Origin of the sequence: Chryseobacterium lathyri (genome assembly GCF_030812195.1) — a bacterium.
GTDB classification, from domain to species: Bacteria; Bacteroidota; Bacteroidia; order Flavobacteriales; family Weeksellaceae; genus Chryseobacterium; species Chryseobacterium lathyri_A.
Map to the genome: position 1 here is coordinate 163,729 of NZ_JAUSSF010000002.1, position 24,232 is coordinate 187,960.

Consider the following 24,232-nt stretch of genomic DNA (forward strand, 5'->3'; position numbering starts at 1 on the left):
TATTTTTTATTTGTGGTAGTATCTGTAAAATCCTCTTCCTGAAGAGTGATTTCTGGTGGTTCCGTCCCGGTAGGTTTCTGTTTTGGCACAGTCGCAGAACTTATTTCCTGTAAAAGTAAGATAAACGAACCAGCTCAGAAAAAAGCCCCCGATAAGTAACAGCATCCAATTGGTTCTGATGTAGTGGGTTATTTTGTCCATGGCTTAATGGGTAGGATAAGGTGAATTAGAACTGTTTTTCCATTTATTGAGTTCAAAAATGCGTCTTCCCACAAAGCTGACTGCTATGAAGGTTAGTGACAAAATGATTACAATAGCAAAATTCCAGAATGATACCGGTTGCCATGCTGCCTTGATCTTTACAAAGCTGTTTCTTTCATATTTTTCCGGGTAGCCGGTTTCCAGGCTCATATTGGTAAGGACAGAGTCCAGCTTTTTAATTTCCAGCGGTTTTTCTGCCAGATTACCCATCATGCTGATTTCATTTTTAAGTTTTTCCTGCTCGTAATAAACTGCGACGTTTTTATCTTTGTTATTCCGCATATAGAAATTTCCCAAGTCATTTTTAATCACTGAAAAATCTCCATTCTGTAGCTGATAGCCTGATTTGAAAGGATCTGCAGCACCTCCTTCTTTTTCTGCAGAAATCAGGAAATGATAGTTTCCGGGTGCTACACCGCAAAAATTAAATTCTTCGCTTTGGCTTCCTTCGCTCCAGCTTTCTCCATCTTCATAGCCGGAATATCTTTCTATGTCTTTAGAGGTATAAGCTATTTCATTGGTCTTTTCATTAACAAGGCTTACGCCTACATTTGCCCAGGAATTGTCTACTTCAGAGTAGGCATTCACTTCTAACGGAGCGGAAGCTCCTGAAAGGTTGAAACTTTTGCTTACCAGCTCTTTTTCATTTAAATCAGCAAATTTGATTTCCTGTTCAAAAAGTGTCTGATTGGTTCTTGACATCACCACATACAGCTGGATCAGACAGATCAGCAAAGCTGAAACTCCGATAATGTTGATCCCTTGCCTTATATTAAAGAAAAAAGGCTCTACAATTCCTATCCCTGAATAATCGGGAAGTTCTTTTAAGCCGAAAGCTTTTTTGATGGTGTATTTTGAGATATGATTTCCCTTAAAGAACTGTACTGAATTTCCACATTCTTCTCGTGAAATCATCTCAGTGCCGTTTACGTATTCTTTATATTTGGCAAGTTTAAAATCTATTTTATCTTCAAAAAAACCAGCTGCGGAATGAATACTGCAGGGCGTGGTTTCGTACCATCTATACTTCCGGCCGTCAGCAGTTTCTGCATAATGCTTGAAGTCTTTAAATGCAGAGTCCAACTGGTGGAGAAGTACCCAATGTCCGTCACTTTCGCTTAAGTATACATTATTTCTGGAAGAATTTTTCAGAGTATATTCCCGCCAGAAAATATTTTCGCCATATTTTTTAACAACAATATTAATAACATAGTACTCTGTCCCATAGATTTCCCCCCTCTGTCCAACTTCCAGCACTACATTTTCTATGGGCTTTTTAATGATTTTCCGGGAAGCATTTTTTTCTATTCCGATAAGGGAAGAACATGAGCTGCAGATGTATTCTTCAACAGAAAAATCTATTGCCATCTCATTATTTTTTTCGCAAACGGGACAAACGTAATACATTTTTTAACGGTGAATTTTGTGTTTTTGAATGACATCAGCATTGAAATACTGAACAATTTCATCTGCGATCTGCTCTACTTTCTGGGTATTATCCTGGGTATAGTTGCACAGAAAAACATCAAATGTAAGCTGTTTAAACTCCGGCCAGGTATGGATACAGAGGTGGGATTCCTTAAGGCATACAGCAGCAGTGAAGCTCTGGTTCTCAAAGACATGCTCTGTAATTCCAACAATTTCCACTTCTTTGGTTTCTAAAATGGATTCTGTATATTTCAAAAAGCGGCTGCAGTCTAATAACAAATCTTCTGACTGTGTTTCCAAAGTCAGAAGAATGTGCAGACCTTTGCTTGATAGTGGTTTCAATTATTTTTTTTCGTAAATATATTATTTTTTCGGAAGGAAAACCTCAGCAAGCATACATCTTGCACTTCCTCCTCCATTTACTTCAATGGTATTCAGATCTGAATAAATGATCTCACAGTATTTTTCTATGGCAGCCACCTGTTCAGGTGTTAATGACTGATAAGCAGTCTGGCTCATCACCAAAAACTTCTGGCCGTCTTTGTTCTGAACCTGAAGCATGTTGCCGGCAAACTGCTGCATTTGCTCTTCTGAAATTTCTACGATCTCTTTTCCTGAATTTTTGATAGTTTCTATCACCTTTTCTCTTTCCAGTTCGTCATCGATACAGTCAAGGCAGATCACCACAAATTTATCAGCCACACACATCATGACATTGGTATGATAAATTGGAAGCCTTTCCGCACCTACAGTCTGGTAAGAATGGAAAACAATGGGTGTAAATCCATACTTATCACAAAATTCTCTGAACAAATTTTCGTCAAGTCTCAGAGAAACTGAACCGTAAGCGATTTTATTATCGTGATCAAAGATCATGCTTCCCGTTCCTTCCAGAAAGTGTCCCTGAGTTTCAGGAAACGACCAGTCGTCAATTTCGGTAACTTCAAACCCCTGATTTTTGATGCTTTCAATAATATCCTCTCTTCTTTCCACCCTTCTGTTTGAAGCGAACATCGGGTATAGAACCACTTTTCCATCCTTATGGAAGCTTACCCAGTTATTCGGGAAAATAGAATCCGGAGTATGAGGATCCAGTGTATCTTTTATAGTGATCACATTCACCCCTTTGCTTCTCAGTTTTCCAACAAAAGTGTTGAATTCAGCCAAAGCTTTAGCCTGAATATCAGAACCTTTCTGTTCAACCTGAAAGTAATTATTTTCTGCCGTTTCCGCATTGTAACCGAATGCAATCGGTTCTATCATTAATACTGTATCTGTCGTTTGCATTGTTTTTAAATTTAAAAAATTAAAAGATTAAAGGATTCAGAGTCAATAAATCATCTAATCTTCATATCATCTACTCTCTCACTAGTGGCATTGTAGAACACCTCAAGAGGCCTCCCATTTTAGAAATTTCCCTGTAAGGAATTTCTTCCACGGTCATTCCCCACTCATTTCTCAGGTGATTGTTCATTCTTGTAAATGTTTTATCTGATACAATGACTTCGGGAGAAATGGAGAAAATATTCGGGAACATTTCAAACATTTCCTCATCGTTAAGGTGGAAACAGTTTTCTTCCCCAAAGATATCGATGATCAGGCGGTAATCACTTTCATCCACGAATCCGTTTTTATAGATGAGACATTTATCCTTTCCTACCGGATTGAATGTGCAGTCCAAATGTAAGATCCCTTCAAACGGAATTTTATCATTTTTCTTCAATTCAAGATCAATGATTCTTTTCTTCGGAAAATATTCTTTTAGAATTTCAATAGCATATTCGTTGGTTCTTGCTGTTTTATAATTTCTGTAATCTTCGCTGAAACATGTTCCTATAAAAAGAAAATCATCCCATACAATGACATCACCTCCTTCAATGTGCGCTGTTTCCGGAAGATTGATGATCTTTCTCCATGCTACTTTTTCAAAAACTTTCTTATAGGCATCCTGCTCATCAGCTCTGTCAGCGATCACGTTTGAGATGATCATTTTATCGTCAATCACAAAAGCTACATCTCTTGCGAAAACCTGGTTATAATCTTTGATAATGCTTGGGCGAAGTACTTCTACATCATATTTCTTCAATACTGCTTCAAAAGCGTTCATTTCTTTAATAATATCCTCTTCTTTAGGATATATATTGTGTTCGATAGAGTAATATGACTTTGCGTCATAACTCTCCTCTAGCGTGGGAACTGCTCCCATTGAATTAGGCTGTCCTAGAACAACTGATTTCAGCCTGCCCGTTTCGTTTTTAATGTTTAGTTTCATAAAGATTTATGCAATACTACAAATATAAGTAAAGGTCTTTATCTGGAAAACTTTTGATTTGTTTTATGCATCAAATTTGATTTTAATATTGCTTATCTTCAGCCTTATGCTTCATATTCCGAGATAAAATTTTATACCTGCCCGAATAATCCTTTTACATTTCCGTCGTCATTTAATCTACAACTAACTATTTTTCATCTACATAAGAAATAAAAAACAGTACATTTTATAAAATAAATTCATATCTTAGTGATATAATTTCAATTGAATTATAAATTAAAATTTAACTATTAACATCAAAAAATCAAAATCATGAACAAGAAAAATTCTGTGCTGAAAAATGCACAAAAATTAGGAAGAAACGAGCAGAAACTAATCACAGGAGGAGGGATAAACAGACCCAGATACTGCTGCGAATGGGACGAAAACGGAAACTGTACCATCTGGACGTGCGGTAACTGTGTTTGTCCATAATTAAATAATAATAAACCTGCTTTTAACAAGCAGGTTTTCTTTTTATCTTGCCCTGTTTTCTTCTTCTGTTTTCTGAATTTCTTTGGCCTGATACTTTGAACTTCCGAAGCTATATCCTATAGAAAGGATCAGGCGGCTGGTATCCCACCAATGTGTAAAACGGTTGTCCATAATCTGTTTATGCCTGAATTCCAAACGCTGGTCGTAGGAATCAAAAATATTGTTATAGCTGATTTTTGTATTCAATGTATTATCAAACCATGACTTCTGCACAGACAGATCTACCGTATACCTTGGTTTTATGATATACAGACTGTTTCCGGTTTTGGATTCATAGCTTGCAAAGAGATTAACGGTATATCCTTTAGGCAAAGTGAAAACTTGATTTACTCGTATTTCATAATTATACACCTTCAAAGCAAATACCTCGCCCAGATAAGGTCTGAACTCATCGTTATAGTATCCGGCGACCTGGCTGGTAATACTCCACCATTTTGTCAGTTTCACAGGAAAACTGGTTTCTATGGAAGCAAATTTCCGGTATGGAAGATTAGTTCCAAGATATTCCAGTACATTGGTTTTAGGATTGTAAAGCGGATAGCGGGTCATTACATCTTTTTCTTTACCTGCTATAAAACTGGTCACCCAATTCTTATAACGATACGTAAGCTTGATCTGGCTGGTGAAAGAAGGCTGAAGATAAGGATTTCCTATCCAGTAATTCAGCGGGCTGAAATAAACCCGGAACGGATTGAGCTGGGAAAACACAGGCCGCGTTATCTTTCTGCTGTACGAAAGTGATAATTCATTAGATTTATTGAACGTATATGCTGTACTGAAAGACGGCAGCCATTCGAGATAATTTCTTGAAACCACAGAATCTTTGGTAACAGCATCCGAAATACTCTCCGTATTCTCAAATCTCAGTCCTGCGTTCACCTGGAGCTTTCCAAATTTCTGCCTGTACGAAACATAACCAGCCCATATTTTCTCTTTGTAAGAAAACATATTGCTACGTTCTGGATCAAAGATAAAACGGTCATTTAAAGACAGCGTATCGTAGCGTATATTATTATGAGTATTGGAACGGCTGTATTTCATTCCGGCCTCGATGTCTGCATTTCCTATCTTTTGGGAAATATCAATTTGTGCGGTCAGGATATTAATTTTATTAAGCAGGTCGGATTTCCAGTAGGACAAAAGCTGAGAGGTAGGTTTATCTTTATTGATAAAATCATCCTTCTGACTATTTCTGACGGAAAGATAATTACCTAAAAGATTCATTTTAAAACCTTTGTTTTGAAACGAATAATCTGCAGTTACTCCATAATTTTCCTGGGAATAATCTGTAGGGTTTTCACTTTCAGTGTTAAAGATCAGCTGTGCCCCTTCTTTATTGGTGGTATACAGTGAACCTGAACGGATCCGGTCGCTGGTTCTGAAATTACTTCTTACATTGATGCCTGCCCTGTTTTTATTATTGATCCTGAAATCCGCACCAGCCTGAATACTGTACACCATTCCTTCATCTTCCTGGTAGGTATTGGTTCGCATGACATTGGTATTGGCAAGTTTCTGTAATGCGTTATAGCGGTAAGTGGAAATGCCGTTATTATAGCCGGCCTGCAGACTGTAGGCTGTCTTTGCTGTGTTATAAGAAAGGTTTAAAGAGTTTTCCCTGTAGCTGAACTTATTGACATAGGTATTTCCATTATAATTTCCTTTCCAGCCGAGGTTTCCGTTTCTTTTCAGTCTGATATCGATGATTCCTTTAAATTCTGCATCATATTTTGAGGAAGGATTGGCATTCACTTCAACAGATTCTACCATTTCCGGCGGTAATGCACGGAGATAAGCCTGCAGTTCCTGGCTGCTCATGGTGACAGGTTTGCCGTCAATAAACACAGCAGGAGTAATTCTTCCGCCAATAAAAATGCCGCCTTCCTGATCTATGGACACACCCGGTGTCTTTTTTAAAACCTCAAAAAGATTCGCGGAGGTCTTAAAATCTTTATTTCCGGAAACGCTCATTACAATATTCCCTTCATTGAGCCTGATACTTCTGGGCACTGCGCGGATCACTACTTCTGAGATATTTTCAGCTACGGGTTTCAGCTCAATCAAAGAAAGATCTTCACCTTTATCAAATTCTTTCGTTTCATATTCCTTTTTCCGAATCACAAAGTAAGAATCAGCAATTATATTATTCAGATGAAAAATACCTAGGGAATCCGTCTGAACTTTTTGAAGAACGCTTTTGTCTGATTTGTTTAGCAGAGATACTTCAGCCTGAAAAACAGCTCTTTTCGTCTCTGAATCCAAAACCTTTCCATGTATTGTTTCCTGAGCTTTTCCGAAACAGGAAAGAAATAGGAGAAGCAGGAAAATCCATAATCTGATATTCATAAATTTTAATTTTATGAAATCAAAAGTAGCAGGCTATTGATAAAAAAAGGTTTTGAAGTTTAAATTTAGCAGTACGAAATTATAATTCTGAACTCTGAAACCTGGCTTCAGAAGGGATTTGTGACTGCTTGTACAAAAGCGGTGTCGTATTTTTAATTTTTTTGAATGTGGAAAAGAAAGTAGACTTGGAATTAAACCCCACTTCATAACCGATCTCTTCGATCTTGAGGAAGGAGCCACTTTCTATTTTCTGACAGGCTTCGCTGATCCTGTATTCATTGATGTACGTTGAAAAGCTTTTACCGAGATTATCATTCAGCAATTGGGAAAGCTGATGGGCAGACATGTTCATCTTTGCTGCCAGATCGCTTAATTTCAGGTTTGGATTTTTGTATAATTCTTCGGAATTCATCAGCCGCTCGAGTTTTGAAACAAAACTGTCTGCAAGTTCTTCTGAAATCTTTTTATTGGTATATTTAGGAAGCTCTTTTACAGAATCTTCATCATTCTTTTTACTGAAGAGAATTAAAAAATTGGCATACAGCACAAATGAGAATACAAGACTCCCGCCTGCACAGTATACCTGTACCCAGCCTGTAGAAATTAACTGGTACGCCAGGAAAATGATCACATTGCTTATAAGTACCGGAAGGATAAACTTGTTAGGATTTCTCGCCGTCTGTTTTGAAAAAATATAATACTGATACACGGCAAGCAAAACAAATACTGACCACACTGTATAAATAAAGGTCCCGAAATATTTGTCCCAGGTAACCGGAAAGAACAAATACAGTAACCCAACTGTCCCAAGAACTAACGTTAACACACCGAAAGATGTTCTGCTTTGTTTTAAATCAAATGCTTCTCTCTGGAATGATGCTCTGATGTAATAATATAAAGCCGGCCCTGTAAAAAATAGCGCTGACATACCCAGGTGTGGAATGATCCGTGGCCAGTCCGGGTAGAAATAGATACAGACCGAAATCCCAACCCTGATGCTTAAAGTCAATAAAATCAAGCCTAAAAAGAAATCCGGAATGTATTTGAGCTTTTTAACAAACAGAAGATAGATCCCGAGCAGCAACCCATTAAAGGCTCCTACCGCACTGAAAAAAAATAACATCTGCTGTCCGAAGGTCATTGTAGCTGCTTTTATTTTTGATACATAGGCTATAAATGGTTTACCGATCTATAAAACAGACCTTAGCCTAAACTTATTGAAAGTGATCAACTTATGGACGTAAATTTAATAAAATTATCGATTCCAATTCTATAAAAAAATAGAACCTACTAAAATAAAAAATCCCAAAGCTTGCTTTGGGATTTTGTTTATGATAAAAACAGGGATTATCTGTTTGTAATATCGATATAGTCTCTTTTTTGAGCACCCTGGTAAACCTGTCTTGGTCTTCCGATAGGATCTCCTTTCATTCTCATTTCTTTCCACTGAGAAATCCATCCCGGAAGTCTTCCCAATGCAAACATTACGGTGAACATTTCTGTAGGAATTCCTAATGCTCTGTAGATAATACCTGAATAGAAGTCTACGTTTGGATATAGTTTTCTTTCTACGAAGTATTCGTCTTCAAGGGCTACTTTTTCTAACTGCATGGCAATATCAAGAGCTTTATCCTGGATACCCAATGCGCTAAGGATATCATCAGCTGCTTTTTTAATGATCTTCGCTCTTGGGTCAAAGTTTTTGTACACTCTGTGTCCAAAGCCCATCAGACGGAAGCTGTCATTTTTATCTTTAGCTTTTGCTACCCACTTATTAACATCTCCTCCATCTTTTTCGATCAGCTCAAGCATTTCGATCACTGCCTGGTTAGCACCTCCGTGAAGAGGTCCCCAAAGAGCAGAAACACCGGCAGAAATAGAAGCAAAAAGACCTGTATGAGCTGAACCAACCATTCTTACTGTAGAAGTAGAACAGTTTTGTTCGTGGTCAGCATGAAGGATTAATAATTTATCAAGAGCGTCTACAATAACTGGATTTACTTCAAATTCCTCATTTGGTAATCTGAATGCCATTTTGTAGAAGTTTTCAACATAGTTCAGGCTGTTGTCTCCGTGGTTAAGCGGAAGGCCCTGAGTTTTTCTGTAAGTCCATGCGCAAAGGTGAGAGAATTTAGCAATCATTAATTCTGCAGCATGATCCATTTCTTCTTTAGAGTTTACGTTAACTGCTTTTGGATTGAAAGCGGTCAAAGCGGAAGTTAAAGAAGATAAAACTCCCATAGGATGAGCAGAACGAGGAAAAGCATCGATGATTTTTTTCATCTCCTCTGCTATAAAATTATATTTTTTGATGTTGTTATTGAAAGAACCGAATTGCTCCTGAGTAGGTAATTCACCGTTTAATAAAAGGTACATTACTTCTGTAAAGTTAGATTTCTCAGCAATCTGCTCGATTGGATACCCTCTGTAGAATAATTCTCCTTTATCTCCGTCTAAGTAAGTGATGTCGCTAAGGGTAGCTCCGGTATTTTTGTATCCTAAATCCAGAGTGATTAAACCTGTCTGGTCTCTTAGTTTTGAAATATCAATCCCTCTGTCTCCGATAGTACTATCCACGATTGGATATTCATATGAATTACCGTCGTAATTCAATATTACTTTGTTGTCTGACATTTATTTATTTTTTTTAAATATACTACTTATTACAAAATACGGCAAACAAAAAATATCGCTTGCCGTTATTTATAAATTCAATTATCTTTTGATTTTAAATGCGTCTAAACCAGGGAAAAATGCAGTATCACCCAATGCTTCTTCAATTCTTAAAAGCTGGTTATACTTCGCCATTCTGTCTGATCTTGAAGCAGATCCTGTTTTGATCTGTCCGCAGTTCATGGCAACTGCCAAATCAGCAATTGTAGAATCTTCAGTTTCACCAGATCTGTGAGACATTACTGAAGTAAATTTATTATTCTGAGCCATTTGTACAGCATCCATTGTTTCAGAAAGAGAACCGATCTGGTTTACTTTTACAAGGATTGAGTTGGCAATACCTTCTTTTACACCTCTTGATAATCTTTCTACGTTGGTTACGAATAGATCATCCCCCACAAGCTGTACTCTGTCACCGATTTTATCGGTAAGCATTTTCCAACCATCCCAGTCATTTTCCTGCATTCCGTCTTCGATGGAGATAATAGGGTATTTAGCAGCTAATTCAGCAAGGTAAGAAACCTGCTCACTGCTTGAGAACTGAGCGGCATCCGGAGTCTGGAATTTTCTGTAGTCGTAAATTCCGTCTTTATAAAATTCTGAAGCGGCACAGTCAAGGGCCAACATGATGTCATCACCCGGCTTATAGCCTGCTTTTTCAATAGCCTGAAGCAAGGTATCCAATGCATCTTCAGTTCCTTTGAAAGTAGGTGCAAAACCTCCTTCGTCCCCTACTGCCGTAGAAAGGCCCCTTGAATGAAGAATAGATTTCAGGTTATGGAAAATTTCAGTTCCTTTTCTCAAAGCGTGAGAGAAAGAATCTGCTTTTACCGGCATCACCATAAACTCCTGGAATGCGATAGGAGCATCAGAGTGTGATCCTCCATTGATCACGTTCATCATAGGAACAGGAAGGGTGTTGGCATTAACACCGCCGACATATTTGTATAAAGGTATTCTTAGTTCAGCAGCAGCAGCTCTGGCTACGGCTAAAGAAACGCCTAATATTGCATTAGCACCAAGGTTTCCTTTGTTTGGAGTTCCATCAAGATCAATCATAATCTGATCAATAAAGTTTTGCTCAAAAACAGGCTGACCGATCAAGTTTTCTGCAATTACTTCTTTTACATTTTCAACAGCTTTCAGGACTCCTTTACCCATATAATCTGAACCACCGTCACGTAATTCCACTGCTTCATGTTCACCTGTAGATGCTCCTGAAGGTACGGCAGCACGCCCCATGGCCCCGCTTTCTGTAAATACATCTACTTCAATGGTAGGATTACCTCTGGAATCCAAAATTTGTCTCGCTTCTATGAAAGAAATTGCACTCATATTGTTTAGTTTTAAACCATCCGCAAAAGCTTCAAGTTGTTTATTATTAAAATTATACTTGATCACAAATTTAATGAAAAAACTAACCTGATGAAAAAAGTGGGCTTTAATATTTGGTAATAATTCAAAAATTCTCCAGTGCTTTTTATAACACCGGAAAATTATCGTTTAATTCTCCGTTTAAATAACATTTCACATTGTTTATATTAAAAAAACAGGATTTCCAAAAAAACTGTATTGGTATTGAATGTATGGAGCTTATATTGTAATCTTAAAAATAATTTGAGTTCCCGGACTTTCTTTTAGAATTTGACATTCCCCTTTTTGCTCCTGCATTCTTCTCTTCATATTCCGCAGGCCATTTCCTTCGGCATGCTCATCTTGAATTCCAACTCCGTTATCAGAGATTTTCATTATGAATTCTTTATCTTTTTGAACAAAGGAAAGTTTCAGCTGATTGGACTGACTGTGCTTATAAGCATTATTCAGAGCTTCTTTTAAGCATAAAAACATATTCCGCCTCAGTTCTGTGGAAATTGGCGTTCCTGATATAATATCTTCACTTTCTGATGAAAGTTTAATTTTTGTTCTTTTCAGAAAGTTACTGGTATATTGTATGGCATAGTCTATGAAGCTTCCCAAAGTATCATTTCCTGAGTTCAGGCTCCAGAGCATTTCGCGCATGGAAAGATTCATTTCTTCGGAAGTTTTCAGCAGCTCATCGATATCATTCTGCAGATCTCCGTCTTCTGCTTTCTGCTTCAGGAATTCTGCCTGAAGCTTTAATGCTGAAATCCCAGCTCCGAGATCGTCATGCATATCGTGGGAAATACGTTCCCGCTCCTGTTCTATGGATTTTTGCTTTTCAAGTTCCTTTTGAAGAAGCTGATTTTGATGTTCTGCCAGCTGGAGCTGTTTTTCTTTTAAATATATAAGCTGTTTTCTATTGTACATTAACACTACAAAAATGATAAAAGCTACAAACAACACTACGATAAGAAGGGCTATAAGAAAAATCAATTTTATTTCCTGAGGTAATGTATTCATACTTTTTTACTTAGAAGACCTTTAAAAAACAAAATATAAGAGATAACTGTTGCCACCTGAAAAATATATTTTAGAGTGTATAAAAAATTCTCATCCTCATTTTGTATCCAATACATAGGCATCATTCTGAACAAATAAAAAACTGACCAAAACAATAATGAACAGCTTATCCAGAATAAGCTTCTTTCTAGTATTGATTCTGTATCTTTCTGAAATGCAATTTTGTTATAGAACCAGTTTAAGGAAATAAATATAGAGTATATGCAGAAAACAAGTCCTGTATATATAGAATATGAAGTATTACAAATATATATGTAGTATACAGCTAATATTAAGGCAATACCTGTTATAGCTATTAAAAAATTCTTGTAAACAATTTCCTTAATAAAAAGAAGACAAAAAAATAGTATACTAAAGATATCAAGAAAATTATACACTCTTTGCCAGTGATGATAATATACTGCAAATATCTCTACAGCTATCGTAATAAAGAAATACAGGAAATAAAAATGCCTCCACAGTCTTTTTTGAACTATGGAAACAATAAAATTTGCAACTATTGCAATATAATATGCTATGTCTAGAATGGTCATCTAACATCCTGGAGGGCAGAGACCGTTTCTGTCATAAGCGCCTAAACCCGATATCGGAATAAATTTAGCTCCTTGATAATATCCTAATATCATTATGAAAGTCAGTCTGTGCTTATAGTTCGTCTGAATGACTGTTCCGTCTTCAAGAACTACCTCAAATATATCGTCAGAAATGTGTATTGCAGGATGAAAAGAGACAACAAGATTCGGATATTTAGGTTTTAATCTTTCAAGCTCAGCATAAAAAGTATCAAATAAGATAAATCTTTCAGTATTTGATGTTATTGAGTTATATTGTTGAATGCGCCTATCTAATATTGATTTAAGTCCGTCATTGTAAGTCTTCTTGTAATCATCAAATTCATCTTTTATAATTTCCTCTTTCTTTAATTTATTATCTAAAATATAATACTTATTTTCTTTTTCATCTACATATAAAAAAACTAATCCTTTTCTATCTGCACCTAAAAAAATTTTCAGTTTATTATTCGTTTTAAATAAGTCAGTAGCTACTTCATAGGATATATGCAGTATTTCTTTATAAATTTCAGCAATCTCGTTTGACTTACTAAATGCATTGGTCATGTCCATAGCCATTCCGGCATCTATTTCATGACCAGTACTTTGTTCCCGGATTTTATAATTATTCCAATTTATTTCTTCTTTCTCTATAAACCCATGAGAATCTAATCTGGAAATTTCGTCATCACAAAAAGATTGTATTTCATTTAATTTATCAATGTTGATAATTCCATAATCTACAAGTTGGTGGATTCTTCCTAACAAGTTTAATAAATCCTGATTTTCATTCATACTTTCTTAGTTTTTAAAATGGTTAAATTTATTTATTGCTTCTACTTTATTGCTCACGTGCAACTTTCTGTAGATATTTCCTACATGTTTTTTTACAGTGTCTATACTGATGAATTTTCTGTCGGCAATTTCTTTGTAAAGGAGACCTTGTGAAAGAAGTTCGAGAATTTCTTTTTCTCGCTCGGTGAGATCATCAAAATCTTTAAGTTCAGGAAGCTTTTTTTCGAAGTGACTTAAGACTCTTCGGGCAATTGACAGGCTCATAGGAGCTCCGCCATTATATACATCACGGATGGAAGAAAGAATCTTGTCCATGCTTTCTCCTTTGATGAGATATCCCATAGCTCCGGCTTTTAATGAATTAAAAATCTTTTCGTCATCTTCGAAGCTGGTACACATAATAAACTGGGTCTCCGGCATTTTTTTTCTTAGCTTTTCAATGATTTCAATCCCTAGCATATCCTGCAGCTGGATATCCATCATGACTACATCCGGAAAAGCATCAGTGAGATTTTTTAAGGCAGTGTTTCCATCAAAGAACTGCGCAACTACTTTCATGTCATCCTGGTAATTGATAACTTTCTTCAACGCATTGTTGTAGTTCTTTTCGTCTTCTACTATGGCGATAGAAATGCTCATTTTTTTTGTTTAAGGCAAATTTCGCAAGAAAACAAGACGGAATCAATTACACTTTTGTGTAATTTAGTGACTTGAGTTCAGGGTTATTGGTTTGTTTTTTGTTTCTATTAATTTACTTAAATTTCTGTTACAAATAGAAAACAATTAATATCCCATACATTAAAAAATAAATATCATGAGAAAAAGCCTTTTAATCGCGATTTCTACTGTCACATTTTTATTAAGCAGCTGCAAAAAAAGTGAAAGCGGAAACAAAAGTGTAATCAAAACTGACAGTTCAGAAACTATGATCACTGACAATAACGGAAAAATTGATTCTGTAACCCAAAATTCCTCAACCATTGAAGTGAACGGCCAGAAAATAGAAAAAACAGATTTCGTTTATAAAGCCACAGACGGAACGTTAGTAAAAGTAGTATTCAAAAATGATCCTAAGGAAAGTAACGTTGCCATCACCAGCAATAAAAAAACGTTTACATTACCTAAAACAGAAACAAAAGACGGCGAAACCATCTACAAAAAAGATGATATGACTGCCAGGGTAAAAGGTGATAGTCTTCATCTGGAACAGGGAAATAATGTGATTGAGCTGAAAAGAACGAAAATTTAAATCGGGATAAATTTCAGGATCCGGGTTTGAAAGGTAAGGATGAACGATCAATCGTTAATTTTAAATTCATTGTTCATTTGTAAAGTAAAATTGATTTTCGCTGTATAAATCCTACAAATAAAAAAGCCATCCAGAATCTGGATGGCTTTTCATTTATATCTGAATGAATATTACTCTTCAGTTTTCTCTTCTGCAGAGTCAGCTGCTTCAGCCTTAGGCTCTTCAACTTTCTCTTCTGCTTTTGGAGCTTCAGCTACTACAGCTTCAGCTTTTTTTGCAGTTGCAGATCTTCTGCTTCTTCTTGTAGCTTTTTTCTCCTCAGCATTAGGATTGTAAAGTTCGTTGAAATCAACCAGCTCGATAAGAGCCATGTCAGCAGCATCACCTGGTCTGAAACCTGTTTTGATGATTCTTGTATAACCACCGTTTCTTTCAGCGATTTTAGGAGCTACTGATCTGAAAAGTTCAGTAACTGCTTCTTTACTTTGAAGATATGAAAAAACAATTCTTCTATTGTGTGTAGTATCTTCTTTTGCCTTTGTTAATAGAGGTTCAACATATACTCTTAAAGCTTTCGCTTTAGCTACAGTAGTGTTGATTCTTTTATGCTCAATTAGAGAACAAGCCATATTAGAAAGTAAAGCACTTCTATGAGAAGCTGTTCTTCCTAAGTGATTGAATTTTTTACCGTGTCTCATTATTAATTATTTATCAGCGTCTAACTTATATTTTGCAACGTCGAAACCGAAGTTAAGACCTTTTGAATGCACTAATTCTTCTAGTTCTGTCAAAGATTTTTTACCAAAATTTCTGAATTTCATCAAATCAGACTTACTGTAAGAAACAAGCTCTCCAAGAGTTTCTACTTCAGCTGCTTTCAGACAGTTAAGGGCTCTTACAGAAAGATCCATATCTGCTAATTTAGACTTAAGTAATTGTCTTGTGTGAAGTGTTTCTTCATCATATTGGATAGATGCTTTCACAGCTTCTGTTTCAAGAGTGATTCTCTCATCAGAGAACAACATGAAGTGATAAATTAATATCTTAGAAGCTTCAGTTAAAGCATTTTGAGGACTGATGGAACCATCAGTTTCTATATCTAATACAAGTTTTTCGTAGTCTGTTTTTTGCTCTACACGATAATTTTCAATGCTGTATTGTACTTTCTTAATTGGTGTGAAAATAGAGTCAATAGCAATAGTACCTACCGGTGCATTGTTTGACTTATTCTGTTCTGAAGGAACATACCCTCTTCCTTTTTCAATATTGAAAGTAATTTCGAAAGTTACATCACTGTTTAGGTTGCAGATCAAAAGATCCGGGTTCAGCACCTCAAATCCGTTGATAGACTTCCCTAAATCACCAGCAGTAATAATAGTTTGACCTGAAACTTTAGCAATTACCTGCTCGTTGGCCTGGCCTTCTGCTGAAGCTTTTAATCTCACCTGCTTAAGGTTAAGAATAATTTCGGTAACGTCTTCGATTACTCCTGGAATAGTTGAAAATTCGTGCTCTACACCTTCTATTTTGATAGATGAAATAGCATATCCTTCCAGAGAAGAAAGCAACACTCTTCTCAAAGCATTACCGATAGTAAGCCCGAAACCTGGTTCTAATGGTCTGAATTCGAATTGACCTTTAAATTCATCAGAGTTAAGTAAAATTACTTTATCGGGTTTTATGAATTGTAAAATTGCCATATTATTGGGTTGAGCAAAAATTTGATTAAAAAATTATTTAGAGTAAAGTTCGACGATAAGCTGTTCCTTGATGTCCTCCGGAATCTGGATTCTTTCAGGAGCAGAAACGAAAGTACCTTCTTTCTTCTCATCGTTGAATTGTAACCACTCATAATTAGCTTTAGAAGCTAATGAATCAGTAACAACCTCAAGAGATTTAGATTTCTCTCTTACAGCGATCACATCACCTGCTTTTACTAAATAAGAAGGGATGTTAAGGATCTCACCATTCACAGTGATGTGTCTGTGAGAAGTTAACTGTCTAGCAGCAGATCTTGTTTTAGCAAAACCTAATCTGAATACTACGTTATCCAATCTTGATTCACAAAGCTGTAATAGAACTTCACCTGTTACACCTTTACTTCTGTGTGCTTTTTCAAATAAGTTAGCAAACTGCTTTTCTAAAATACCGTAAGTATATTTAGCTTTTTGCTTTTCAGCTAGCTGAACTGCATATTCAGATTTTTTAGCACCTCTTCTTTTGTTAGGACCGTGTTGTCCTGGCGGTTGGTTTTTTCTTCTTTCGAAGTTTTTGTCATCTCCGTAGATTGCAGCACCAAACTTTCTAGCAATCTTAGTTTTAGGTCCAATATATCTTGCCATAATGGGTAAATTCTAAAAATTAAACTCTTCTTCTTTTCGGTGGTCTACATCCATTGTGCGGCATAGGAGTCACATCAATGATTTCGCTAACTTCAATACCTGAATTGTGGATTGTTCTGATTGCAGATTCTCTACCTGCACCAGGACCTTTCACATACACCTTTACTCTTCTTAATCCAGCTTCGTGAGCAACATTAGAGCAATTTTCAGCTGCCATTTGAGCAGCAAATGGAGTATTCTTTTTAGAACCTCTGAAACCCATTTTACCGGCAGAAGCCCAAGAGATAACTTCTCCGCTTTTATTTGTTAAAGAAATGATGATGTTATTGAAAGAAGCCTGAATGTGCGCTTCACCAATAGCTTCAACTTTTACTTTTCTTTTTTTAACTACTTTAGTTTGTTTTGCCATAATTCCTAACGATTATTTACTTGCCTTTTTCTTGTTAGCAACAGTTTTTCTCTTTCCTTTACGGGTTCTAGAGTTGTTTTTCGTTCTCTGGCCTCTTAAAGGTAGTCCTAGTCTGTGACGTATTCCTCGTTGGCATCCTATGTCCATCAATCTCTTGATGTTCAATTGCACTTCAGATCTTAATTCTCCTTCTACTTTTACGTTTTCAGAGATATATGTTCTGATTGCAGCCAATTCATCGTCATTCCATTCGTTGACTTTCTTGTCTTCGCTGATACCGGCAGCTTTAAGGATTTCGGAAGAAGTACTTCTTCCAACTCCGTAGATGTAAGTTAAACCGATAACACCTCTTTTGTTTTTTGGTAAATCAATACCTGCAATTCTCGCCATAATTTAATGTTAGCCTTGTCTTTGTTTAAATTTTGGGTTCTTCTTGTTGATTACGAATAGTACACCTTTTCTGCGTACAATCTTGCAATCAGCGCTTCTTTTTTTAATTGATGCTCTAACTTTCATTTGAAATATTTATTTTTTTTACTGACAAATGGAATCTTACGATTTCATTTTGATAGTATTTATTTTTCAACAAGAGCCAAATGGAACATACATTCCATTTGGCGTTTGTATTAATATCTAAATGTGATTCTCCCTTTCGATAAATCATAGGGAGACATTTCTAGTTTTACCTTGTCTCCAGGTAAAAGTTTAATATAATGCATTCTCATTTTACCAGAGATATGAGCAATAAGTATATGCCCATTCTCAAGCTCTACACGGAACTGAGCGTTCGAAAGTGCTTCCGTGATAACGCCGTCTTGTTCAATATGTTTTTGTTTCGCCATAAATTAATATCCAGTCGTTCTTGATAATTTAGACTGCATTAAGCCATCATAGTGATGGTTCAGCAGATATGTATTAATCTGTTGAACTGTATCTAAAATAACTCCAACCATAATCAATAGTGATGTTCCCCCGAAAAATAGGGCGAACGCATCTGTCTGAACAAAGCTTCCATGCACTATTGCTGGAAGGACTGCAAAGATAGATAAAAATATTGCACCTGGCAAGGTAATTTTTGATAAAATATCATCTAAATAATCAGCTGTTTCTTTACCGGGTCTTACTTTCGGTACTAAACCTCCATTTCTCTTCAAATCATCAGCCATTTGGTTTACCGGAATCGTAATTGCAGTATAGAAGAATGAGAAGATAATAATTAATAGCGCAAACAATACGTTGTACTGCCAGCTAAAAACATTCTTGAAACCTGCAAGAAAAGTATTGGACTCATCGAATTTGGTTAATAATCCTGGTACGAACATCAATGCCTGAGCAAAGATAATCGGCATTACACCAGCAGCATTTACTTTCAATGGGATCCACTGTCTTGCTCCCTGCATAAGATTTCTGTTTACACCTCCTCTTGCTTGAGCTCTGCTTACATACTGAATTGGAATTTTTCTGACAGCAACAGATAATACTACTGCTAAAAGAACTACCAGCATCCAGAATATTACTTCTATAAGGATCATGATAGATCCCATTCCTCCTTTTCCGTTCTGCACGGCCATTTCCTGTACGAATGCTTCAGGTAATCTGGATAGGATTCCCACCATAATAAGGATGGAAATACCGTTTCCGATACCTTTGTCGGTAATTTTCTCACCTAACCACATTGCGAATACTGAACCGGCAACCAAAATAACAATACTTGGTAACCAGAACATGATAGAATTTGGCTCTACATAATATGCAGAAGAGAACTGAGCATACGGTAAGAATAATTGTGTAATAGACGTTAAATAAGAAGGGGCCTGTACAAGACAAACACCAATCGTTAACCATCTAGTAATTTGATTCAATGTATTTCTACCAGACTCTCCATCCTTCTGAAGTTTCTGAAGATAAGGAATAGCCATTCCCATCAACTGAACAATAATAGAAGCAGAAATATAAGGCATAATTCCCAACGCCATTACGGAAGCGTGGCTGAAAGCTCCCCCCGTAAACGACGAAAGCAAGCCAAGGAGACCTGCTCCTTGCTTGTTACCGCCTTGATTTTTATAATGCTCTAAGAGATCTCCCACTTCTGCAAGGTTAATTGCGGGAAGCGAGATATAAGATGCGAATCTATACACAAGGATAATACCTAACGTAAAGAGAATTTTATCTCTTAATTCCTTTAGGCTCCAAATATTTTTAAGGGTTTGTATAAATTCTTTCATTAGTAAGTATTATAAGGTAATTGCTTTTCCACCTGCTTTAGCAATAAGCTCTTCAGCAGATTTAGTGAACTTGTCAGCAGAGATTGAAACCGCAGATTTCAATTCTCCTCTACCCATAATTTTCACTAATTCGTTTTTAGAAACTAAACCGTTTTCTACTAAAACTTCTTTCGTGATATCTCCAGTGATGGATTTGTTCTCGATTAAAATTTGGATAGTATCAAGGTTTACTCCTCTAAACTCTTTTCTGTTTACGTTTTTGAAACCGAATTTAGGTAATCTCCTTTGTAAAGGCATCTGTCCACCTTCGAAACCGATTTTCTGAGAATAACCAGCTCTAGCTTTCTGACCTTTATGACCTTTCGTAGCAGTACCTCCTTTTCCTGTACCCTGACCTCTACCAATTCTTTTTGAATTGAAAGTAGATCCTGCAGCAGGTTTTATGTTATTTAAATTCATTTTAATTTCTTTTGTTAAAAATTATTTTTGAACTTCAAGTAAATGACTAACTGCAGCTATCATTCCTAAGATAGAAGGAGTAGCTTCGTGTTCTACAACTTGGTGAAGTTTCTTAAATCCTAATGCTTCAAGCGTTCTCTTTTGGGTTTTTGTTCTTCCAATAGCGCTTCTTACTTGCTTTACTTTGATTGTTGCCATTGTTCTAATATTAACCGTTAAACACTTTACTTAGAGAAACTCCTCTCATTCTAGCAATCTCTTCAGGTCTTCTGATATCCAATAACGCTTTGAAAGTAGCTTTCACCACGTTGTGAGGGTTAGAAGATCCTTTAGATTTTGAAAGGATATCGTGAATACCAGCAGACTCAAGCACTGCTCTTACCGCACCACCGGCGATAAGTCCTGTACCGTGAGAAGCAGGTCTTAAGAAGATATCAGCACCACCATATCTGGCAGTAGTCTGGTGAGGAATCGTGTGGTTCATTACAGGAACTTTCACAAGGTTTTTCTTAGCATCTTCAACAGCTTTAGCAATTGCAGAAGCTACTTCTTTAGATTTTCCAAGACCGTGACCGATTACTCCATCTTCGTTTCCTACTACAACAATAGCAGAAAATCCGAAAGCTCTACCTCCTTTGGTTACTTTTGTTACTCTGTTAACAGCTACGAGACGATCTTTTAATTCTAATCCTCCCGGTTTTACTCTTTCTATATTATCTAGTCCTAACATATTTTCCGAAATTTTTATGATTAGAATTTAAGTCCTCCTTCTCTCGCTCCATCAGCAAGAGCTTTCACTCTTCCATGATAAACGAAACCGTTTCTGTCAAATACAATACTTTCAATTCCTGCAGCGATCGCTTTGGCAGCGATAGCTTTACCAACAGCAGCAGAAACTTCAGTCTTAGTACCATTAGCGTCAACACCTTTCTCTCTTGAAGAAGCGGAAACTAAAGTTGTACCATTTTTATCATCGATTAACTGAGCGTAAATTTCCTTATTACTTTTATATACAGATAATCTTGGCAATTCAGAAGATCCAGAGATTTTCCCTCTTACTCTTCTTTTGATTCTTATTCTTTTTTCTAATTTACTTAATGCCATAATACTTATAATTTATTAAGCAGATTTACCAGCTTTACGTCTAACAATTTCTCCAAGGAATCTTACACCTTTTCCTTTGTAAGGCTCAGGCTTTCTGAAAGAACGGATCTTTGCAGCTACCATTCCTAGAAGTTGGTTGTCATGAGACGCTAAAGTAATAATTGGGTTTTTACCTTTTTCAGTCAATGTATCTACTTTTACTTCGTTTGGAAGTTCTAATACGATACCGTGAGAGAATCCTAAAGCTAACTCAAGTTTTTGACCTGTGTGTGAAGCTCTGTATCCTACCCCTACTAGTTCTAGTTTCTTTTCGAAACCTTTTTCAACACCAACAATCATGTTGTTGATCAACGCTCTGTATAGACCGTGAAGTGCTTTGTGTTGTTTAGACTCAGATGGTCTGTTCACATTAAGTTCACCATCTTTCTGTTCTAAAGTAATTCCTGCTGTAAGCTCCTGAGAAAGTTCTCCTTTAGGACCTTTAACTGTTACAACACCGTTATTTTCAGTGACAGTAACTCCAGCTGGAATTGTTATAATTGCTTTACCAATTCTTGACATTTTCCTCTGATTAAAAATTAATAAACATAGCAGATTACTTCACCGCCTACTTTTTCTTCTCTAGCCTTCTTGTCAGTCATTACTCCTTTAGAAGTAGAGATAACAGCTATACCCAAACCGTTCAGTACTCTTGGAAGTTCGGTAGAACCTTTGTACTGTCTTAAACCTGGTCTAGAAGCTCTCTGAATAGATTTAATAGCCGGTTTGTTAGTTTGCTTGTCATACTTTAAAGCGATTTTGATCACTCCTTGAACAGCGCTATCTTCAAACTTGTAGTTTAAGATATACCCTTGATCAAATAAGATCTTAGTAATCTCCTTTTTGATTTTCGATGCAGGAATTTCCACCACTTTGTGGCCTGCGCTTTGTGCGTTCCTTACTCTTGTTAGGAAATCTGAAATTGGATCTGTTACCATTTTTCTATTTTAAAATTATTGGTTAAAGACAATCAGTATTGAAAAGACTTGAAGATTAAAATATCAGACTTCAGAAAATCTTGGGTCTGATATTTTTATTCTTTAGTATCCAGACAACTTAATTGTCCCGATTAATTAGTAATTATTACCAACTGGCTTTTCTTACTCCCGGGATAAGACCGTTGTTTGCCATTTCTCTGAAAGTTACTCTGGAAATACCGAACGTTCTCATGTATCCTCTAGGTCTACCTGTTAGTTTACATCTGTTGTGTAATCTTACAGGAGAAGCATTTTTAGGTAATTTCTGAAGTCCTTCATAATCACCAGCTTCTTTTAAAGCTTTTCTTTTGTCAGCGTATTTAGCAACTAGTGCTTCTCTTTTGCGCTCACGCGCTTTCATTGATTCTTTAGCCATTTCTTAGTTCTTTTTAAATGGTAAACCGAAGTGAGTTAATAAAGCTTTCGCTTCTTTATCTGTTTTCGCAGTTGTTACGAAAGTGATGTCCATCCCTTGGATTTTTTTCACTTTGTCAATTACGATTTCAGGGAAGATAATCTGCTCAGTAATACCTAAGTTATAATTACCTCTACCATCGAACCCGTCTGCCTTGATACCAGAGAAATCTCTGATACGTGGTAAAGCAGAAGAAGTAAGTCTGTCTAAGAATTCATACATTTTATGAGCTCTCAATGTTACCTTAGCACCTACAGGCATACCTTTTCTCAATTTGAAAGCCGCTTCGTCTTTCTTAGAGATAGTACCTACTGCTTTCTGGCCAGTAATCATTGTTAATTCTTCTACAGCATAATCAATGATTTTCTTGTCTGCAGTTGCATCACCTAATCCTTGAGATAGGATGATTTTTTCCAATCTAGGTACCTGCATTACAGATTTGTACCCAAATTCTTCCATCATTGCAGGAACAATTTTCTCTCTGTATATATTTTTGGGTCTTGCTATAAATTCCATGTGTTAATTCAAATTATAAAGTTTCACCCGTTTTTCTATCGATTCTTACTTTCTTATCTCCGTCGATTTTATAACCGATTTTGATAGCTTTTCCGTCTTTACCAACTAGAGCTACGTTTGAGATATGGATAGAAGCTTCCTTTTCAGTAATTCCACCTTGAGGGTTAGAAGCTGAAGGCTTAACGTGTTTTTTAACGATGTTAAGTCCTGCAACGATTACTCTTGGGTCTTTTCCTTCTTTTTTGATCACTTCAATAACTTCACCAGTCTTACCTTTGATATCTTTCTTACCTGTAGTAATGATGACGTTATCTCCTCTTTTTATTTTTAACTTTGACATTTTTCTTTTAAAAATTTTTAAAATTAAAGTACTTCAGGAGCTAATGAAATGATTTTCATATATTCTTTGTCTCTCAACTCACGAGCAACAGGTCCGAAAACACGTGTTCCTCTCATTTCTCCTGCTGCGTTTAGTAATACACAAGCATTGTCTTCGAATTTGATGTATGAACCATCTTTTCTTCTAACTGCTTTTTTAGTTCTTACTACTACAGCTTTAGATACCTGACCTTTTTTAGCGTTTCCTGATGGTGTAGAATCCTTGATAGTAACAACGATTTTATCACCAACTGAAGCATATCTTCTTCTGGTTCCTCCCAGAACTCTGATAACTAGTACTTCTTTTGCACCTGTGTTATCAGCAACTTTTAATCTTGATTCTGTTTGTAACATTATTACTTAGCTTTTTCAATGATTCTTACTAATCTCCATCTCTTGCTCTTGCTCAAAGGTCTAGTTTCCTGGATCAGAACTGTATCACCTTCTGTGCATTCGTTGTTTTCGTCGTGTGCAGTATATTTTTTCGTTTTTAATACGAATTTACCGTACATCGGGTGTTTCACTCTCGTAGTCTCACTTACAACAATGGTCTTTTCCATTTTATTGCTGGAAACTATTCCGATTCTTTCTTTTCTTAAGTTTCTTTCCATAATGTATGAAAATCTTATTGTTGTTTAGTGGTTAACTCAGTGTTTAGTCTAGCGATCGATCTTCTCAAATCTCTGATTTGAATCGGGTTTTCAATTGGACTGATCTTGTGAGCCAATTTCAGTTTTGAATATTGAGTTTTCAATTCAGCAAGTTTTGCTTGAATATCACCCGCGCTTAAATTTTTAATATCAGCTTGTTTCATTGT

At 36.3% G+C, this 24,232-nt stretch carries 34 protein-coding genes; 2 read left to right on the plus strand and 32 right to left on the minus strand.

Features of this window, described 5'->3' with window-relative positions; all coding sequences use genetic code 11:
• Positions 1 to 6: 6 nt before the first annotated feature.
• The 5 genes from J2T03_RS10905 to J2T03_RS10925 form a co-directional block, all read right to left on the minus strand.
• The gene (locus J2T03_RS10905) at positions 7 to 201 is read right to left on the minus strand and encodes a hypothetical protein (RefSeq protein ID WP_307211227.1); all 195 of its coding nucleotides are present in this window, start codon (positions 199 to 201) and stop codon (positions 7 to 9) included.
• A gap of 3 nt (positions 202 to 204) precedes the next feature.
• Positions 205 to 1,629: a DUF4178 domain-containing protein gene (locus J2T03_RS10910; protein ID WP_307211229.1), complete on the minus strand. Its 1,425-nt coding sequence runs from the start codon at positions 1,627 to 1,629 to the stop codon at positions 205 to 207.
• Positions 1,630 to 1,671: 42 nt separating this feature from the next.
• Positions 1,672 to 2,031 carry an S-adenosylmethionine decarboxylase family protein gene (locus J2T03_RS10915; RefSeq protein ID WP_307211231.1) on the minus strand — a complete coding sequence of 120 codons (360 nt, stop codon included), beginning with the start codon at positions 2,029 to 2,031 and terminating at the stop codon, positions 1,672 to 1,674.
• Positions 2,032 to 2,052: 21 nt separating this feature from the next.
• Positions 2,053 to 2,976, minus strand: a complete 924-nt coding sequence (gene ctlX / locus J2T03_RS10920; protein ID WP_307211233.1) for a citrulline utilization hydrolase CtlX — start codon at positions 2,974 to 2,976, stop codon at positions 2,053 to 2,055.
• Between the two features lie 70 nt (positions 2,977 to 3,046).
• Positions 3,047 to 3,961, minus strand: coding sequence for a dimethylarginine dimethylaminohydrolase family protein (locus J2T03_RS10925; protein WP_306840411.1), 915 nt, complete (start codon positions 3,959 to 3,961; stop codon positions 3,047 to 3,049).
• A 312-nt stretch (positions 3,962 to 4,273) separates the two neighbouring features.
• Between J2T03_RS10925 and J2T03_RS10930 the strand changes: the two genes are divergently transcribed.
• Entirely contained in the window at positions 4,274 to 4,435 is a 162-nt protein-coding gene (locus J2T03_RS10930) for a hypothetical protein (protein WP_306840412.1), read from the plus strand.
• Between the two features lie 42 nt (positions 4,436 to 4,477).
• On the opposite strand, the gene J2T03_RS10935 is transcribed toward J2T03_RS10930, so the two are convergent.
• The 7 genes from J2T03_RS10935 to J2T03_RS10965 all read right to left on the minus strand — a co-directional run bounded on the left by J2T03_RS10935 (position 4,478) and on the right by J2T03_RS10965 (position 13,941).
• Positions 4,478 to 6,841: a TonB-dependent receptor domain-containing protein gene (locus J2T03_RS10935; RefSeq protein ID WP_307211235.1), complete on the minus strand. Its 2,364-nt coding sequence runs from the start codon at positions 6,839 to 6,841 to the stop codon at positions 4,478 to 4,480.
• A 79-nt stretch (positions 6,842 to 6,920) separates the two neighbouring features.
• Positions 6,921 to 7,982, minus strand: coding sequence for a helix-turn-helix domain-containing protein (locus J2T03_RS10940; protein WP_307211237.1), 1,062 nt, complete (start codon positions 7,980 to 7,982; stop codon positions 6,921 to 6,923).
• Positions 7,983 to 8,188: 206 nt separating this feature from the next.
• Positions 8,189 to 9,475, minus strand: a complete 1,287-nt coding sequence (locus J2T03_RS10945) for a citrate synthase (protein WP_307211239.1) — start codon at positions 9,473 to 9,475, stop codon at positions 8,189 to 8,191.
• Positions 9,476 to 9,556: 81 nt separating this feature from the next.
• Complete coding sequence (gene eno, locus J2T03_RS10950; protein ID WP_306840416.1) at positions 9,557 to 10,849, minus strand: phosphopyruvate hydratase; 1,293 nt, start codon at positions 10,847 to 10,849, stop codon at positions 9,557 to 9,559.
• A 258-nt stretch (positions 10,850 to 11,107) separates the two neighbouring features.
• Positions 11,108 to 11,896: a sensor histidine kinase gene (locus tag J2T03_RS10955; protein WP_306840417.1), complete on the minus strand. Its 789-nt coding sequence runs from the start codon at positions 11,894 to 11,896 to the stop codon at positions 11,108 to 11,110.
• Positions 11,897 to 12,489: 593 nt separating this feature from the next.
• Positions 12,490 to 13,302 carry a hypothetical protein gene (locus J2T03_RS10960; protein WP_306840418.1) on the minus strand — a complete coding sequence of 271 codons (813 nt, stop codon included), beginning with the start codon at positions 13,300 to 13,302 and terminating at the stop codon, positions 12,490 to 12,492.
• A gap of 6 nt (positions 13,303 to 13,308) precedes the next feature.
• Positions 13,309 to 13,941 carry a response regulator gene (locus J2T03_RS10965; RefSeq protein WP_307211241.1) on the minus strand — a complete coding sequence of 211 codons (633 nt, stop codon included), beginning with the start codon at positions 13,939 to 13,941 and terminating at the stop codon, positions 13,309 to 13,311.
• 175 nt (positions 13,942 to 14,116) lie between these two features.
• On the opposite strand from J2T03_RS10965, the gene J2T03_RS10970 reads away from it, so the two are divergent.
• A complete protein-coding gene (locus J2T03_RS10970) occupies positions 14,117 to 14,551 on the plus strand; it encodes a hypothetical protein (protein ID WP_306840420.1) in 435 nt (144 codons plus the stop codon).
• A 170-nt stretch (positions 14,552 to 14,721) separates the two neighbouring features.
• Here the strand turns inward: J2T03_RS10970 and rplQ are convergent, their stop codons facing one another.
• The 20 genes from rplQ to rpmC form a co-directional block, all read right to left on the minus strand.
• Positions 14,722 to 15,249, minus strand: a complete 528-nt coding sequence (rplQ, locus tag J2T03_RS10975) for a 50S ribosomal protein L17 (RefSeq protein ID WP_306840421.1) — start codon at positions 15,247 to 15,249, stop codon at positions 14,722 to 14,724.
• Between the two features lie 6 nt (positions 15,250 to 15,255).
• Positions 15,256 to 16,251 (minus strand): DNA-directed RNA polymerase subunit alpha, encoded by a 996-nt coding sequence (locus J2T03_RS10980; RefSeq protein WP_306840422.1) that lies wholly within the window; start codon positions 16,249 to 16,251, stop codon positions 15,256 to 15,258.
• 33 nt (positions 16,252 to 16,284) lie between these two features.
• Positions 16,285 to 16,893 (minus strand): 30S ribosomal protein S4, encoded by a 609-nt coding sequence (rpsD, locus tag J2T03_RS10985; protein WP_034725972.1) that lies wholly within the window; start codon positions 16,891 to 16,893, stop codon positions 16,285 to 16,287.
• Between the two features lie 19 nt (positions 16,894 to 16,912).
• The gene (rpsK, locus tag J2T03_RS10990) at positions 16,913 to 17,302 is read right to left on the minus strand and encodes a 30S ribosomal protein S11 (protein WP_027387198.1); all 390 of its coding nucleotides are present in this window, start codon (positions 17,300 to 17,302) and stop codon (positions 16,913 to 16,915) included.
• 12 nt (positions 17,303 to 17,314) lie between these two features.
• Positions 17,315 to 17,692, minus strand: coding sequence for a 30S ribosomal protein S13 (rpsM, locus tag J2T03_RS10995; protein ID WP_002983260.1), 378 nt, complete (start codon positions 17,690 to 17,692; stop codon positions 17,315 to 17,317).
• A gap of 9 nt (positions 17,693 to 17,701) precedes the next feature.
• Positions 17,702 to 17,818 carry a 50S ribosomal protein L36 gene (gene rpmJ / locus J2T03_RS11000; RefSeq protein WP_007839480.1) on the minus strand — a complete coding sequence of 39 codons (117 nt, stop codon included), beginning with the start codon at positions 17,816 to 17,818 and terminating at the stop codon, positions 17,702 to 17,704.
• A 110-nt stretch (positions 17,819 to 17,928) separates the two neighbouring features.
• Positions 17,929 to 18,144: a translation initiation factor IF-1 gene (infA, locus tag J2T03_RS11005; protein WP_027381317.1), complete on the minus strand. Its 216-nt coding sequence runs from the start codon at positions 18,142 to 18,144 to the stop codon at positions 17,929 to 17,931.
• Positions 18,145 to 18,147: 3 nt separating this feature from the next.
• A complete protein-coding gene (secY, locus tag J2T03_RS11010) occupies positions 18,148 to 19,527 on the minus strand; it encodes a preprotein translocase subunit SecY (protein ID WP_034725974.1) in 1,380 nt (459 codons plus the stop codon).
• A gap of 9 nt (positions 19,528 to 19,536) precedes the next feature.
• Complete coding sequence (gene rplO / locus J2T03_RS11015; protein ID WP_111957099.1) at positions 19,537 to 19,986, minus strand: 50S ribosomal protein L15; 450 nt, start codon at positions 19,984 to 19,986, stop codon at positions 19,537 to 19,539.
• Between the two features lie 21 nt (positions 19,987 to 20,007).
• Entirely contained in the window at positions 20,008 to 20,184 is a 177-nt protein-coding gene (rpmD, locus tag J2T03_RS11020; RefSeq protein WP_007839493.1) for a 50S ribosomal protein L30, read from the minus strand.
• Positions 20,185 to 20,194: 10 nt separating this feature from the next.
• On the minus strand, positions 20,195 to 20,716 hold the full coding sequence (rpsE, locus tag J2T03_RS11025; protein ID WP_034703137.1) for a 30S ribosomal protein S5: 522 nt from the start codon (positions 20,714 to 20,716) through the stop codon (positions 20,195 to 20,197).
• 20 nt (positions 20,717 to 20,736) lie between these two features.
• Positions 20,737 to 21,090, minus strand: a complete 354-nt coding sequence (gene rplR, locus J2T03_RS11030) for a 50S ribosomal protein L18 (protein ID WP_034725976.1) — start codon at positions 21,088 to 21,090, stop codon at positions 20,737 to 20,739.
• 15 nt (positions 21,091 to 21,105) lie between these two features.
• Positions 21,106 to 21,651, minus strand: a complete 546-nt coding sequence (rplF, locus tag J2T03_RS11035) for a 50S ribosomal protein L6 (protein ID WP_306840423.1) — start codon at positions 21,649 to 21,651, stop codon at positions 21,106 to 21,108.
• Between the two features lie 17 nt (positions 21,652 to 21,668).
• Positions 21,669 to 22,067 carry a 30S ribosomal protein S8 gene (gene rpsH, locus J2T03_RS11040; RefSeq protein ID WP_306840424.1) on the minus strand — a complete coding sequence of 133 codons (399 nt, stop codon included), beginning with the start codon at positions 22,065 to 22,067 and terminating at the stop codon, positions 21,669 to 21,671.
• Positions 22,068 to 22,212: 145 nt separating this feature from the next.
• On the minus strand, positions 22,213 to 22,482 hold the full coding sequence (rpsN, locus tag J2T03_RS11045; RefSeq protein ID WP_047376574.1) for a 30S ribosomal protein S14: 270 nt from the start codon (positions 22,480 to 22,482) through the stop codon (positions 22,213 to 22,215).
• 3 nt (positions 22,483 to 22,485) lie between these two features.
• Entirely contained in the window at positions 22,486 to 23,037 is a 552-nt protein-coding gene (gene rplE / locus J2T03_RS11050) for a 50S ribosomal protein L5 (RefSeq protein WP_034702867.1), read from the minus strand.
• Positions 23,038 to 23,050: 13 nt separating this feature from the next.
• Positions 23,051 to 23,377, minus strand: a complete 327-nt coding sequence (gene rplX, locus J2T03_RS11055) for a 50S ribosomal protein L24 (protein WP_111957089.1) — start codon at positions 23,375 to 23,377, stop codon at positions 23,051 to 23,053.
• A 23-nt stretch (positions 23,378 to 23,400) separates the two neighbouring features.
• Complete coding sequence (gene rplN, locus J2T03_RS11060; RefSeq protein ID WP_007839504.1) at positions 23,401 to 23,769, minus strand: 50S ribosomal protein L14; 369 nt, start codon at positions 23,767 to 23,769, stop codon at positions 23,401 to 23,403.
• Positions 23,770 to 23,771: 2 nt separating this feature from the next.
• Positions 23,772 to 24,029, minus strand: coding sequence for a 30S ribosomal protein S17 (gene rpsQ / locus J2T03_RS11065; RefSeq protein ID WP_053073319.1), 258 nt, complete (start codon positions 24,027 to 24,029; stop codon positions 23,772 to 23,774).
• Between the two features lie 11 nt (positions 24,030 to 24,040).
• A complete protein-coding gene (rpmC, locus tag J2T03_RS11070; protein WP_034725985.1) occupies positions 24,041 to 24,229 on the minus strand; it encodes a 50S ribosomal protein L29 in 189 nt (62 codons plus the stop codon).
• Positions 24,230 to 24,232: the final 3 nt, after the last annotated feature.

Bases quoted from the DNA above. Each gene is read 5' to 3' on its own strand.
- J2T03_RS10905 (WP_307211227.1), bottom strand. From the start codon at position 201: ATGGACAAAATAACCCACTACATCAGAACCAATTGGATGCTGTTACTT.
- J2T03_RS10910 (WP_307211229.1), bottom strand. From the start codon at position 1,629: ATGGCAATAGATTTTTCTGTTGAAGAATACATCTGCAGCTCATGTTCT.
- ctlX (WP_307211233.1), bottom strand. From the start codon at position 2,976: ATGCAAACGACAGATACAGTATTAATGATAGAACCGATTGCATTCGGT.
- J2T03_RS10925 (WP_306840411.1), bottom strand. From the start codon at position 3,961: ATGAAACTAAACATTAAAAACGAAACGGGCAGGCTGAAATCAGTTGTT.
- J2T03_RS10930 (WP_306840412.1), top strand. From the start codon at position 4,274: ATGAACAAGAAAAATTCTGTGCTGAAAAATGCACAAAAATTAGGAAGA.
- J2T03_RS10935 (WP_307211235.1), bottom strand. From the start codon at position 6,841: ATGAATATCAGATTATGGATTTTCCTGCTTCTCCTATTTCTTTCCTGT.
- J2T03_RS10940 (WP_307211237.1), bottom strand. From the start codon at position 7,982: ATGACCTTCGGACAGCAGATGTTATTTTTTTTCAGTGCGGTAGGAGCC.
- J2T03_RS10945 (WP_307211239.1), bottom strand. From the start codon at position 9,475: ATGTCAGACAACAAAGTAATATTGAATTACGACGGTAATTCATATGAA.
- eno (WP_306840416.1), bottom strand. From the start codon at position 10,849: ATGAGTGCAATTTCTTTCATAGAAGCGAGACAAATTTTGGATTCCAGA.
- J2T03_RS10955 (WP_306840417.1), bottom strand. From the start codon at position 11,896: ATGAATACATTACCTCAGGAAATAAAATTGATTTTTCTTATAGCCCTT.
- J2T03_RS10960 (WP_306840418.1), bottom strand. From the start codon at position 13,302: ATGAATGAAAATCAGGATTTATTAAACTTGTTAGGAAGAATCCACCAA.
- J2T03_RS10965 (WP_307211241.1), bottom strand. From the start codon at position 13,941: ATGAGCATTTCTATCGCCATAGTAGAAGACGAAAAGAACTACAACAAT.
- J2T03_RS10970 (WP_306840420.1), top strand. From the start codon at position 14,117: ATGAGAAAAAGCCTTTTAATCGCGATTTCTACTGTCACATTTTTATTA.
- rplQ (WP_306840421.1), bottom strand. From the start codon at position 15,249: ATGAGACACGGTAAAAAATTCAATCACTTAGGAAGAACAGCTTCTCAT.
- J2T03_RS10980 (WP_306840422.1), bottom strand. From the start codon at position 16,251: ATGGCAATTTTACAATTCATAAAACCCGATAAAGTAATTTTACTTAAC.
- rpsD (WP_034725972.1), bottom strand. From the start codon at position 16,893: ATGGCAAGATATATTGGACCTAAAACTAAGATTGCTAGAAAGTTTGGT.
- rpsK (WP_027387198.1), bottom strand. From the start codon at position 17,302: ATGGCAAAACAAACTAAAGTAGTTAAAAAAAGAAAAGTAAAAGTTGAA.
- rpsM (WP_002983260.1), bottom strand. From the start codon at position 17,692: ATGGCGAGAATTGCAGGTATTGATTTACCAAAAAACAAAAGAGGTGTT.
- rpmJ (WP_007839480.1), bottom strand. From the start codon at position 17,818: ATGAAAGTTAGAGCATCAATTAAAAAAAGAAGCGCTGATTGCAAGATT.
- infA (WP_027381317.1), bottom strand. From the start codon at position 18,144: ATGGCGAAACAAAAACATATTGAACAAGACGGCGTTATCACGGAAGCA.
- secY (WP_034725974.1), bottom strand. From the start codon at position 19,527: ATGAAAGAATTTATACAAACCCTTAAAAATATTTGGAGCCTAAAGGAA.
- rplO (WP_111957099.1), bottom strand. From the start codon at position 19,986: ATGAATTTAAATAACATAAAACCTGCTGCAGGATCTACTTTCAATTCA.
- rpmD (WP_007839493.1), bottom strand. From the start codon at position 20,184: ATGGCAACAATCAAAGTAAAGCAAGTAAGAAGCGCTATTGGAAGAACA.
- rpsE (WP_034703137.1), bottom strand. From the start codon at position 20,716: ATGTTAGGACTAGATAATATAGAAAGAGTAAAACCGGGAGGATTAGAA.
- rplR (WP_034725976.1), bottom strand. From the start codon at position 21,090: ATGGCATTAAGTAAATTAGAAAAAAGAATAAGAATCAAAAGAAGAGTA.
- rplF (WP_306840423.1), bottom strand. From the start codon at position 21,651: ATGTCAAGAATTGGTAAAGCAATTATAACAATTCCAGCTGGAGTTACT.
- rpsH (WP_306840424.1), bottom strand. From the start codon at position 22,067: ATGGTAACAGATCCAATTTCAGATTTCCTAACAAGAGTAAGGAACGCA.
- rpsN (WP_047376574.1), bottom strand. From the start codon at position 22,482: ATGGCTAAAGAATCAATGAAAGCGCGTGAGCGCAAAAGAGAAGCACTA.
- rplE (WP_034702867.1), bottom strand. From the start codon at position 23,037: ATGGAATTTATAGCAAGACCCAAAAATATATACAGAGAGAAAATTGTT.
- rplX (WP_111957089.1), bottom strand. From the start codon at position 23,377: ATGTCAAAGTTAAAAATAAAAAGAGGAGATAACGTCATCATTACTACA.
- rplN (WP_007839504.1), bottom strand. From the start codon at position 23,769: ATGTTACAAACAGAATCAAGATTAAAAGTTGCTGATAACACAGGTGCA.
- rpmC (WP_034725985.1), bottom strand. From the start codon at position 24,229: ATGAAACAAGCTGATATTAAAAATTTAAGCGCGGGTGATATTCAAGCA.